Annotated in this window: 12 protein-coding genes and 4 pseudogenes; 6 read left to right on the forward strand and 10 right to left on the reverse strand. The window is 67.7% G+C overall.

Annotated elements, in window-relative coordinates:
- Window positions 1-72: 72 nt before the first annotated feature.
- The 4 genes and pseudogenes from A5701_RS27530 to A5701_RS15100 all read right to left on the reverse strand — a co-directional run.
- A pseudogene (locus A5701_RS27530) lies at window positions 73-483 on the reverse strand (peptidoglycan endopeptidase); the annotation flags it as partial.
- 139 nt (window positions 484-622) lie between these two features.
- Window positions 623-982, reverse strand: a complete 360-nt coding sequence (locus A5701_RS15090) for a hypothetical protein (RefSeq protein ID WP_067754922.1) — start codon at window positions 980-982, stop codon at window positions 623-625.
- Window positions 983-1,101: 119 nt separating this feature from the next.
- Window positions 1,102-1,500, reverse strand: a complete 399-nt coding sequence (locus tag A5701_RS15095; protein WP_067754924.1) for a VOC family protein — start codon at window positions 1,498-1,500, stop codon at window positions 1,102-1,104.
- A 70-nt stretch (window positions 1,501-1,570) separates the two neighbouring features.
- Window positions 1,571-1,894 carry a hypothetical protein gene (locus tag A5701_RS15100; RefSeq protein WP_156670102.1) on the reverse strand — a complete coding sequence of 108 codons (324 nt, stop codon included), beginning with the start codon at window positions 1,892-1,894 and terminating at the stop codon, window positions 1,571-1,573.
- Between the two features lie 124 nt (window positions 1,895-2,018).
- Here A5701_RS15100 and A5701_RS15105 point away from each other — a divergent pair, with 124 nt between their 5' ends.
- A complete protein-coding gene (locus A5701_RS15105) occupies window positions 2,019-2,513 on the forward strand; it encodes a nitroreductase family deazaflavin-dependent oxidoreductase (RefSeq protein WP_067754930.1) in 495 nt (164 codons plus the stop codon).
- A gap of 37 nt (window positions 2,514-2,550) precedes the next feature.
- On the opposite strand, the gene A5701_RS15110 is transcribed toward A5701_RS15105, so the two are convergent.
- The 3 genes from A5701_RS15110 to ychF form a co-directional block, all read right to left on the reverse strand.
- Window positions 2,551-3,075 (reverse strand): monooxygenase family protein, encoded by a 525-nt coding sequence (locus A5701_RS15110; protein WP_067754933.1) that lies wholly within the window; start codon window positions 3,073-3,075, stop codon window positions 2,551-2,553.
- Window positions 3,076-3,158: 83 nt separating this feature from the next.
- The gene (locus A5701_RS15115; protein ID WP_231972832.1) at window positions 3,159-3,605 is read right to left on the reverse strand and encodes an SRPBCC family protein; all 447 of its coding nucleotides are present in this window, start codon (window positions 3,603-3,605) and stop codon (window positions 3,159-3,161) included.
- Window positions 3,606-3,645: 40 nt separating this feature from the next.
- Entirely contained in the window at window positions 3,646-4,719 is a 1,074-nt protein-coding gene (ychF, locus tag A5701_RS15120) for a redox-regulated ATPase YchF (protein WP_067754938.1), read from the reverse strand.
- Window positions 4,720-4,860: 141 nt separating this feature from the next.
- Here ychF and A5701_RS15125 point away from each other — a divergent pair, with 141 nt between their 5' ends.
- Window positions 4,861-6,042 (forward strand): DUF6542 domain-containing protein, encoded by a 1,182-nt coding sequence (locus tag A5701_RS15125; protein ID WP_197498944.1) that lies wholly within the window; start codon window positions 4,861-4,863, stop codon window positions 6,040-6,042.
- A 23-nt stretch (window positions 6,043-6,065) separates the two neighbouring features.
- Here A5701_RS15125 and A5701_RS15130 read toward each other — a convergent pair whose 3' ends face one another.
- Window positions 6,066-7,064: a 4-hydroxy-3-methylbut-2-enyl diphosphate reductase gene (locus A5701_RS15130; protein WP_067754944.1), complete on the reverse strand. Its 999-nt coding sequence runs from the start codon at window positions 7,062-7,064 to the stop codon at window positions 6,066-6,068.
- Window positions 7,065-7,152: 88 nt separating this feature from the next.
- Here A5701_RS15130 and A5701_RS15135 point away from each other — a divergent pair, with 88 nt between their 5' ends.
- The 4 genes and pseudogenes from A5701_RS15135 to A5701_RS15150 all read left to right on the forward strand — a co-directional run.
- On the forward strand, window positions 7,153-7,740 hold the full coding sequence (locus A5701_RS15135; protein ID WP_067754946.1) for a lipid droplet-associated protein: 588 nt from the start codon (window positions 7,153-7,155) through the stop codon (window positions 7,738-7,740).
- Entirely contained in the window at window positions 7,737-8,987 is a 1,251-nt protein-coding gene (gene xseA / locus A5701_RS15140) for an exodeoxyribonuclease VII large subunit (protein ID WP_067754949.1), read from the forward strand. The genes A5701_RS15135 and xseA overlap by 4 nt, the downstream gene beginning before the upstream one ends.
- On the forward strand, window positions 8,977-9,213 hold the full coding sequence (locus tag A5701_RS15145; RefSeq protein WP_067754952.1) for an exodeoxyribonuclease VII small subunit: 237 nt from the start codon (window positions 8,977-8,979) through the stop codon (window positions 9,211-9,213). The genes xseA and A5701_RS15145 overlap by 11 nt, the downstream gene beginning before the upstream one ends.
- A gap of 62 nt (window positions 9,214-9,275) precedes the next feature.
- Window positions 9,276-10,292 (forward strand): annotated as a pseudogene (locus A5701_RS15150) (NAD-dependent epimerase/dehydratase family protein); the annotation flags it as partial.
- Here the strand turns inward: A5701_RS15150 and A5701_RS29350 are convergent.
- Window positions 10,242-10,355, reverse strand: a pseudogene (locus tag A5701_RS29350) (hypothetical protein); the annotation flags it as partial. The pseudogenes A5701_RS15150 and A5701_RS29350 sit on opposite strands and share 51 nt — an antisense overlap.
- 85 nt (window positions 10,356-10,440) lie before the next feature.
- A pseudogene (locus A5701_RS28225) lies at window positions 10,441-10,619 on the reverse strand (steroid delta-isomerase); the annotation flags it as partial.

The following is a 10,619-nucleotide window of genomic DNA, read 5'->3' on the forward strand; positions in this document are numbered from 1 at the left end:
GCTTGGATTCCGCTCCGGGGAAATGCTCTAGGGATGGGTGAACGCGTGAGGTCGTGCGTCCGGCGGCGGGGGCGGCGCGTCCGGCGGCGGGGGAAGTGCGCCCTCCCCATCCGGCGGCATCGGCAGGAACATGTGGTGCGTGAACCCGGCCTGGTAGGCGCCAGCACCACCGATGTGCACGCCGCCGCGCTCACCACTGGCCACTGGGGTGCCGTCCGGCAGTGTCGCGGCCGTGTGGCCGCCGTTCCATCCGATCACTAGGGCGTTGGGGGCGGTCCCGTACTGGAAACCCCGCGCCAATAACGCCGCTTCTTCGTTTCCGGTGTTGAACCGGTTGCCGAAGACTGGCCTGTCGGATGCTGCGTTGGCAACCCACGAAACGAGTCCTGAGCAATCCGTCCCAGCGGGAGAATCGCCACCCGGAATATAGGGCGTCCCGGAAACCTGATTAATCAATGACATCAATGTTGCAAGTACTACCATGGCCGGGGACGCTAGCAATAACGGTTATTGTTCGCCAAAATTTGTGGCCTACGTCATTCGCAATGCGGACAATGGCGTCCGCCGCACTTATAGCAAACGCAGTGCTGGCCGAGATTCGGCCGCCAGCAAACGCGTGGCCTCAGGTGTAGTCGGGCCCGCGTTCGGTTTGCGCCATCTCCCGGTCGACGTCGGCTTGCTCTCGCCGGGCCGTCGCATCCGTGCGCATCGCCTGTTCGGCCAGGCGCCCGCGTCGGGCACGCTCACGCTCTTCCACCGAGCCCTCGCGTTCGTCCGCGCGCCGCTCCCGCTCGTCTGCTTGACGCTCGCGATCGTCCGCGATTCGGTCTCGCTGGTCGGCGAGCCGATCTCGTCTACCGGCCAGCCACTCGCGCCTTCTGATTTCGGCCTCGCGCTCGTCAAGCGCCTCCTCGCGCTTATCGAGCGCCTCGGCCTGGCGTTCGAGTTCTCCGGATGTTTCGGGGCTGTCCCCAGCGGCCACGAGCTAAACCATAACGCCGCGGGGGACCCCGCGCACGGGTGTTCGGTGCGCATGGGCCGACACTGTCTCACCCCATCGGCTCAGTCGCTATCGTCGCATCGAATTTATCTGTGCGCCAGTCAAATTCCGAACTTGGCGCGAGCCTCGTCGGTGACCGGGGTGAACAGGTTGACGAGGTTCCCGTCCGGGTCCCGGAACAGCAGTGCGCGGTTTCCCCAGGGCATGGTGGTCGGCTCGGTCACGACCTCGCCCACGTGTTCGCGCAGCCGCTCGTATTGCGCGTCGACGTCGTCGACCAGGAATTCCACGATCGCGCTGCGGTTGGCCGCGGCTTCGGCGGATCCGGCGCCAAACAGCGGCACGGTCTTGTCGCTGCCGATCGCCAGCGTGCCAACCGGCGTCGGGATCTCGGCGAAAAGCTCGTTGCCCCACACCGCGGGAACCTCGGTGACCGCCTCGTAGAAATCGACGAGCCGGCCGACGTCGGCGGTGATGATGCGGGTCGAGACGAATTTCATGAGCCCTCCTGGCTGCGGTGACGCGACCAGGGCATGCTACGAGGCACCTCCGACAGGCGGGGCGGCCCGACTAGACCGGGGTCCAGATTCCGTTGTTCCAAAATCCCCAGTTGCCCGGGCCGGTCGGGTTCCACATCAGTTTGGCCCCGGGCGCCCACGACGGCGGGGGCGGTGACGGCGGCGCCCATATCGGTGCCGGCCCCCACGGTCCCGCGCCCGTCGGGAAACTTTGGCCCGCCGGGCCCTGCCAGTCGTGGCACGTACCCCAGTCCCAGTCGTAAACGGTGCCCCAGCTCGGATCCCAGGCAGTGCCCGGGCACCAGTGCGAGGTCGGGGCCGCGTGTGCGACGCCGCCGGCCAGCGCGAGCGCGGACAACACCAAGGTGCCGCCCATCAAGCTTTGCCCCAACCGCCGGACGCACGACCTCACGCGTTCACCCATCCCTAGAGCATTTCCCCGGAGCGGAATCCAAGCAAGCCCCAAACTTTGCCCCGGCTAAGCCCAGTATGGTCGGGAGATGCCGCTGAGGTACGTGGACCCGCACAAGCGCCGGGGCCCGCTGTATCGGGCGAGCGTTCGTTTCGGACGTTCGCGGGCGGGGCAGTTCATGGCCCGCCACATCGCACGCCATACCGATCCATACCTGTTCCGCCTCACGGGAGGGCGGGTCAACATGGGCTCGATCATCAACGCGCCGCTCGTCACCACCGGCGCGAAGTCCGGCCAGAAGCGCGAGGTGCAACTCACCTACTTCCATGACGGTCCCGACGTCATCCTGCTGGCCTCCAACTTCGGCGGCACCAAACACCCGCAGTGGTACCACAACTTGAAGGCGCATCCGGACTGCGAATTCGGCGGCGAGCGCTTCACCGCGCGGCAGGTCACCGATCCCGACGAATACGCCCGTTTATTCGAATTGGCTAACCGGATCTACTCGGGATACGCCGAGTACCGGGACAAAGCGGCGCCCGCGGGCCGCGACATCCCGATCTTCCGGCTCAAGCCGCGCTGAATACGTTGTGCCCCTGGGCGTTACAGACGGAAGCCGTTTACGAGTGCAGCGTGTCGCCCTGCGCCCGGTAATAGTCGGCCTCCGGAACGACGGGTGTCGCGGCGGGCGTCTCGGTCCGGCCTGCCCGCGTCCGAGACGAGAACCGTGCGCCCCGGGCCGGTTTCACTGGAGCGAACCGCGCCATGCCGAGCTGGGGCGTGTCATCGTAAATCGCCTCCATGCCGCCGCTCATCAGATACGCCTCGTGCCAGAAGCCGGTGCCGCCGGAGTCTTTCAGGAACTGTTGCCACCACTGCCGATGCGGCTCCGAGCGAGTCCACCGCTCCAGGCTGTCCAGGTCGCGCCAGTACTGCCGCATGCCAAGATGCGGGGGAAGCAATGACCAGACGAGGTCTTCGTGCAACAAGAGGCCGTCGGGTTGCCGCTTCCACGACTGACGAATCTGGGGACCGAGGCCCAGCATCCGCAGCAGTCCGCGGGGCCGCCGCACCCTCATCCCGAGATACACCACCACCAGGTCGGGGTACTCGGTGAGATCCACCGTCTGCCGATCGACTGCCATCCCGACCTCCGGTCAAGCCCCCGAGACGCGTGATTCGACTGTCGCATCGTGCATGCGGAATGGCAACACGACGTCGTCGCCACTCACGTCCCCGACGTGAGATAGGCCGCGAGATTGGCCAACGACGACCGCAGTCCTTCAAGATGGTCTTCAGCGGAAATGCCCGGCGGGACATTGTCGGCGCGGATTTCAACACGGGTGCTGCCGGCGCTCAGCGCTGTGACCGCCCACGTCATGGTCATCGTACCCGCGAACGAGGGGTCGTCGGATTCGAAGTCGACGGCCTGCACGACCCGGTCGCCAGGCACGATCTCGACGAACCGACCATCCACGACATCAGAGTCGTCGCTTGACTTGCCGCCCGACGCGGGCGGCTCGGCATAGGTCAGCCTCATCCGGTAAGACCCGCCCGGGCGGGCGTCGAAATGATCGAACCTCCCGGACATCCCTTGCGGCGGAAGCCATTCGACGAGCGCCTGCGGTTCCACCAGCGCGGCATACACCTGATTCAGTGGGGCAGCGATCACCACCGAGGCGGTATCTGTTCGTCCCATGACGCCAGTGTTCCCGCTAGACGTTGAACCGGAATTCGACCACGTCGCCATCTGCCATGACGTAGTCCTTACCTTCCATCCGGACCTTGCCGGCCGCCTTGGCCGCCGCCATGGAGCCGGCGCCGATCAGGTCGTCGTAGGACACGATCTCGGCCTTGATGAAGCCCTTTTCGAAGTCGGTGTGGATCACCCCGGCCGCCTTCGGCGCGGTGTCGCCCTGGTGGATCACCCACGCCCGCGCCTCTTTTGGGCCCGCGGTGAGGAAGGTCTGCAGCTTAAGGGTGTGAAAGCCGGCGCGGGCCAGGGCGTCGAGCCCGCGCTCGGTCTGCCCGATGGACTCCAGCAGTTCGGCGGCCGACTCGTCGTCGAGCTCATTCAGCTCGGCCTCGATGGCCGCGTCCAGGAATACCGCGTCGGCGGGAGCCACCAGCTGGCGCAGCTCGGCGATCCGCGCCGCGTCGGTCAGCACCGCCTCGTCGGCGTTGAAGACGTACAGAAAAGGCTTGGTGGTCAACAGGTTCAGCTCGCGCAGCAGCGACGTGTCCGCCCCGGCGCCGAACAGCGTCTTGCCGGCGTTCAGCGTCTCCTGGGCGGCGACGGCCGCGTCGTACACCGGCCTGCGGTCCTTGCTGGTGCGGGCTTCCTTCTCCAGCCGCGGTACAGCGCGCTCCAGCGTCTGCATGTCGGCCAGGATCAGCTCGGTCTCGACGACCTCGATATCCGATCTGGGATCCACCTCACCGGCCACGTGGGTCACATCGTCGTCGGAGAACACCCGCACCACCTGGCAGATGGCGTCGCATTCGCGGATGTGGGCCAGGAACTTGTTGCCCAGGCCCGCCCCCTCGGACGCGCCTTTGACCAAGCCGGCGATGTCGACGAATGTCACAGGCGCCGGCACGATGCGCTCGGACCCGAACAGCTCGGCCAGTTTGTCCAGCCGCGGATCGGGCAGCGGAACGACGCCCTCGTTCGGTTCGATCGTGGCGAACGGATAGTTGGCCGCCACCACGTCGTTGCGGGTCAGCGCGTTGAACAGAGTCGATTTGCCGACATTCGGCAGACCCACGATTCCCAGGCTCAGGCTCACAGGGACCCAAGTCTAGGGGTCGGCGACCCCGCGGGTTGCCGTGGACCTTTCGAGCGCCTCCCAGCCTCCGGGGCGTGGCACGCCCGGGATCGCTACAAGGTATTTACGGGGCTTTCGCCCCATTGCCGGTACGGTCAACATGTGTCAGGACAGCGGGCAACCTCGACGGTGGAAGCCTCCCACCGGTCGATCCACCCAAATATCCCAGGTGTGCCGTGGTATGCCGCCCTGCTCCTCGCCGTCACCGCCACCGCGATCGGATACGGAATCGACTCCGGCCACAAGGAGCTGACGCACGTCTTCGCGGGCTTCTATATAGCCGGCTGCGTGGCGGCGGTGCTCGCGGTGCGCCAGGACGGGCTGTTCACCGCGATCATCCAGCCCCCGTTGATACTTTTCGTCGCGGTGCCCGGCGCGTACTGGCTGTTCCACGACGCCAAGGTCGGCCATCTCAAGGATCTGCTGATCAACTGCGGCTATCCGCTCATCGAGCGGTTCCCGCTGATGCTGGGAACCGCCGGGGTAGTGCTGCTGATCGGGCTGGTCAGATGGTATTTCGGCATGTCGCAGCGGCCGACCGCGGAGGCGCCCGCCCCGGACGACGCGCAATCCGCCGACTCCAAGTCCGTCCTCGGCGGCCTCGCCGCCAAATTGCAGGCGATTCTGCGTCCCGAATCCGGGGAGCACGACGCCGACGAGGCGGCGCCCGCCAAGGGGCGGCGCAGCCGCGGGGCCGGTTCCTCGGCGCGGGCCCGCCGGACGGCGCGCGGCGATCGGTCCACCACCCGCTCCGCCCGAACCCATTCCCGGCGCTCGCGGGAACCGCTGGATGAGACCGCCGAACCGGGCGAGCGGCGCAGCCGGAAGGGCTCGGCGGCCGCCAGGGACTACGACCCCGCAGAACCTCCCCGCCGGTCGCGCCGGCGCCCCCGGCCGGAGGCCGATCCGGACCCGCGTGGCCAGTCGACCCGTGAAGGCCGCCGGGAGCCGCGCACCCGGCGCAACCCCTACGAGCGGCCCTACGAGCCGCCTTACGAGCGGCCCGCACCGCGGAGCAGCCGTTTCGGGGATCCTTACGACCTGTCCGGAGAGCAGTTCGGCCGGTTCGACAGCTACGACCGGTATGAGCCGGCGCACGAGCCGAGGCGACGCCGCCCCACGCCGAACGGCAACGGCGGGACGCATCATCCCATCTCGCAGGTGCGCTACCGCGACGCGGGCGACGAGCCCGCGGCGGAGCGTCGCCCTGACCGCCGGAATCGCTCACGGGCGTATGGCCGGCCTCAGCGACCCCCGATGGAGTCCTGGGAATACGACGGCTGAGCGCCATCCGGCGCCCGACTACGTCAGAGCAGTGACCGGATCTCGCGCGGTAGGGCGAACACCAGGGTTTCCTGCGCCGTCGTAACGGGCTGCACCACGTCGTAGCCGTGATCGGCCAGCCGCTCCAGCACGCCGCGCACCAAGACCTCGGGGACCGACGCACCGGAGGTCACGCCCACGGTGGTCACCCCCTCCAGCCAAGCCGGGTCGATGTCGTCGGCCCAGTCGACCAGGTGGGCGGCCGCGGCGCCGCCGCCCAGCGCCACCTCGACCAGGCGCACCGAGTTCGACGAATTCCGCGACCCCACGACGATCACCAGCTGGCACTCCGGCGCCATCGCCTTGACGGCGACCTGCCGGTTCTGCGTCGCGTAACAAATGTCGTCGCTGGGCGGATCCTGCAGCTTCGGGAACCGCTGCCGCAGCCGGTCGACGATTTCCATCGTCTCGTCGACCGACAGCGTGGTCTGTGAGAGCCAGACCACCTTGTTCTCGTCGCGCACCGTCACGTTGTCGACGGCGGCCACCCCGTCCACCAGCTGCACGTGGTCGGGGGCTTCCCCAGAGGTGCCGATGACCTCCTCGTGACCCTCGTGGCCGATCAGCAGGATGTCGTAGTCATTGCGGGCGAATCGCCTGGCCTCGTTGTGCACCTTGGTCACCAGCGGGCACGTGGCGTCGATGGTGTGCAGGTTGCGTTCGGCGGCCGCGGCGTACACCGTCGGCGCGACCCCGTGCGCGGAGAACACCACGATGGACCCCTCGGGCACCTCGTCGGTCTCCTCGACGAACACGGCGCCGGCCTGCTCCAGCGTGTTCACCACGTGCCGGTTGTGCACGATCTCATGGCGCACATACACCGGGGCGCCGTGCTTTTCCAGCGCGCGTTCGACCGTCTCAACGGCCCGGTCAACGCCCGCGCAGTAACCACGCGGCTCGGCCAGAAGCACTCGCTTGCGGGCCGGATCGCTGGCTACCGAGCTGGACGCGCCGGGAATCCCCATGTCAACAGTCGGCGGCATGACACCAGGGTACGTTCTGCCGGCACGGGCTTGCCAGCTCGCGCCGGCGGGCTTGGAGTTAGCGGTCGCTTAAGGCAATCTTGGACCCATGGCTACTGCACCGTATGGAGTTCGGCTACTGGTCGGCGCGGCGACAGTCGCCGTCGAGGAGACCATGAAGCTGCCGAAAACCATCCTGATGTACCCCATGACCTTGGCCAGTCAGGCGGCGCACCTTGTGATGCGATTTCAGCAGAACCTCGCCGAGCTGGCGATCAAGGGCGACAGCACCCTGGAGAACATCTTTCCGCCGAAGGACGAGCAGCCGGAATGGGCGACCTTCGACGAGGACCTGCCCGACGCGGTCGAGGCGCCCGGCCCGGCCGAGGGCGGTGTCGCCGACGGCGATCGCCGCACCGAGGGACGGTTCGCGCTGTACTCGCTCGCCGACGCCGCGTCCGATGCCGCGCCCTTGAAACAGGGCAGGAAATCCTCGGACGCGCCGTCGGTTCCGCAACCGTCGGTCGTCGCCGAGCTGGACTACGCGACCCTGACGCTGGCGCAGCTGCGGGCCCGCCTGCAGTCCCTGAGCGTCGACGAACTCGAAGCCCTGCTGGCCTACGAGCAGGCCACGAAGGCCCGCGCGCCTTTTCAGACGCTGCTGGCCAACAGGATCACCCGCGCGAACGCGAAGTGACCCCGGCCGCACAGTCCGAACCGAACTCCGCCGAGAACCCGTTTCCGGTGCGCGCGGTGGCCATTCGCGTCGCGGGCTGGATCGACAAGCTCGGCACGGTATGGGTCGAGGGCCAACTCGCCCAGATCAGCGCCCGGGCCGACTCCAAGACGGTGTTCATGGTGTTGCGTGACCCGGCCGCCGACATGTCGCTGACCGTGACCTGTTCGCGCGACCTGGTGGCCAACGCACCGGTAAAGCTGGCCGAGGGCACGCAGGTGGTGGTCTGCGGCAAGCCCTCCTTCTACACCGGTCGCGGCACATTCTCGTTGCGGCTCAGCGAGATTCGCGCCGTCGGCGTCGGCGAGCTGCTGGCGCGCATCGATCGGCTGCGCCGGCTGTTGGACGCCGAAGGGCTCTTCGATCCCCGGCTCAAGCGGCCAATCCCCTTCCTGCCCAACATGATCGGCCTCATCACCGGGCGGGCTAGCGCCGCCGAGCGCGACGTGACGACGGTGGCCACCGGACGCTGGCCCGGCGTCCGGTTCGCGGTGCGCAACACCGCGGTGCAGGGCCCCAACGCGGTGGCGCAGATCGTCGAGGCGCTGTACGAACTCGACCGCCACGGCGAGGTCGACGTCATCGTGGTCGCCCGCGGCGGTGGCAGCGTGGAGGACCTGCTGCCGTTCTCGGACGAGACGCTGTGCCGCGCGATCGCGGCGTGCCGCACCCCGGTGATCAGCGCCGTCGGCCACGAACCCGACAACCCGCTGTGCGACCTGGTCGCCGACCTGCGTGCGGCCACCCCCACCGACGCGGCCAAGAAGGTGGTTCCCGACACCGCCGCCGAGCTCCGGCTGATCGACGACTTGCGCCGGCGCAGCGCGCAGGCGCTGCGCAGCTGGGTGTCTCGCGAACAACGCGCGCTCGCCCAGATCCGCAGCCGGCCGGTGCTCGCCGAACCGCTGACGGCACTGACGGCACGCGCCGAGGAGATCCACCGCGCCCGGTCGGCGATACGCCGCGACGTCACCCGGCTGGCCGCCGCCGAGACGGAGCGCGTCGGCCACCTCAGCGCGCGGCTGGCGACCCTGGGCCCCGCGGCCACGCTGGCCCGCGGCTACGCGGTGGTGCAGGCGGTCCCCGACTCCGGGCCCCCGGTGGTGCTGCGGTCGGTCTCCGGCGCGCCGGCGGGCAGCCGGCTGCGGGTGCGGGTTGCCGACGGCGCGATCGCCGCGGTGAGCGAAGGGCAGACCGATGACCGCTGAAGAGGAGCATTCAATTACACCTATTAGTCAACTCGGCTACGAGGCGTGCCGGGATGAACTGATCGAGGTCGTGCGCCTCCTGGAGCAGGGCGGCCTGGACCTGGATGCATCGCTGAAGTTGTGGGAAAGAGGCGAAGAGCTGGCGAAGCGTTGCGAAGAGCATTTAGCTGGGGCTCGCAAGCGCATCGAGGATGCACTGGCGGCCAGCCAGGCGGAAGACGCCTGAATTGGGCCACTCTAGGGAAGCCGAGACGATGATCTTGTTCGAAATTGGAACACGTTTCAGTTATGCTTCGGGCCATGGCTGATCCGACACTGACCACCGAACTCGGCCGCGTCCTGGTAACCGGCGGCTCCGGCTTCGTCGGCGCCAACCTGGTCACCACCCTCCTGGACCGCGGATACCGGGTGCGTTCGTTCGACCGCGCGCCGTCGCCGCTTCCGGAGCACCCGCAACTGGAGGTGCTCGAGGGCGACATCACCGACACCGCCGTCTGCGCCCAGGCGGTGGACGGTATCGACACCGTCTTTCACACCGCGGCCATCATCGAGCTGATGGGCGGCGCGTCGGTGACCGACGCGTACCGGCAGCGCAGCTTCGCCGTGAACGTCGGCGGCACCGAGAACCTGGTGCACGCCGGACAGGCGGCGGGCGTGAAGCGATTCGTCTATACGTCGTCCAACAGCGTCGTGATGGGCGGCCAGAACATTCCCGGCGGCGACGAGACGCTGCCCTACACCACCCGGTTCAACGACCTCTACACCGAGACAAAGGTGGTCGCGGAGCGGTTCGTGCTGTCGCAGAACGACATTGGCGGCATGCTCACGTGTGCGATTCGCCCCAGCGGGATCTGGGGGCGCGGCGACCAGACGATGTTCCGCAAACTTTTCGAAAGCGTGATCGCCGGCCACGTCAAGGTGCTTATCGGCCGCAAATCGGCCCGCCTGGATAACTCCTACGTGCACAACCTGATTCACGGTTTCATCCTGGCCGCCCAGCACCTGGTCCCCGGCGGCACGGCACCGGGTCAGGCGTATTTCATCAACGACGGCGAACCGATCAACATGTTCGAGTTCGCCCGGCCGGTGGTCGAGGCGTGCGGCGCCAATTGGCCCCGCGTGCGGGTGAACGGCCCGATGGTGCGCGTGGCGATGACCGGTTGGCAGCGGCTGCATTTCCGCTTCGGCATCCCGGCGCCGCTGCTCGAGCCGCTGGCCGTCGAGCGGCTTTATCTGGACAACTACTTCTCGATCGCCAAGGCGCGCCGTGACCTCGGCTATGAACCCCTGTTCACCACCGAACAGCAGGGCGATCGCGGTCAGGATCGCCAGGGCGCGCTTTTGGTTGAGCGTGAATTCGGTATTCATGCCACCGGGCCGCCCTCCGCGTCGTCGCCGCTGAGGGAACTCTAGCCCCGGCGCGGTGGTTTCGTCAGCGACCGCGCAAGCGAACTCACTGCCCCCCGCCGACCGCCGGTTTCGGGGACCCAACGTCCGCTTGGCTTTTCATGCGCTGGAACATGTCGACGTAGTACGGGAGGCATTGCGACATCGCCTGTTCGGTGGTGAACAGGGGTTCATAGCCGAGGTCACGGCGCGCCTTGGCGATCGAGAAGTAGTTGTCCAGATAAA

This window comes from Mycobacterium sp. E3305, from assembly GCF_001666785.1.
Taxonomy (GTDB): Bacteria; Actinomycetota; Actinomycetes; order Mycobacteriales; family Mycobacteriaceae; genus Mycobacterium.

Excerpts from the sequence above, each read along its gene's own strand:
- A5701_RS15145 (WP_067754952.1), top strand. The coding sequence starts at position 8,977 with ATGACCGCTGAAGAGGAGCATTCAATTACACCTATTAGTCAACTCGGC.
- A5701_RS15135 (WP_067754946.1), top strand. The coding sequence starts at position 7,153 with ATGGCTACTGCACCGTATGGAGTTCGGCTACTGGTCGGCGCGGCGACA.
- A5701_RS15130 (WP_067754944.1), bottom strand. The coding sequence starts at position 7,064 with ATGCCGCCGACTGTTGACATGGGGATTCCCGGCGCGTCCAGCTCGGTA.
- A5701_RS15105 (WP_067754930.1), top strand. The coding sequence starts at position 2,019 with ATGCCGCTGAGGTACGTGGACCCGCACAAGCGCCGGGGCCCGCTGTAT.
- A5701_RS15095 (WP_067754924.1), bottom strand. The coding sequence starts at position 1,500 with ATGAAATTCGTCTCGACCCGCATCATCACCGCCGACGTCGGCCGGCTC.
- A5701_RS15110 (WP_067754933.1), bottom strand. The coding sequence starts at position 3,075 with ATGGCAGTCGATCGGCAGACGGTGGATCTCACCGAGTACCCCGACCTG.
- A5701_RS15100 (WP_156670102.1), bottom strand. The coding sequence starts at position 1,894 with ATGGGCGGCACCTTGGTGTTGTCCGCGCTCGCGCTGGCCGGCGGCGTC.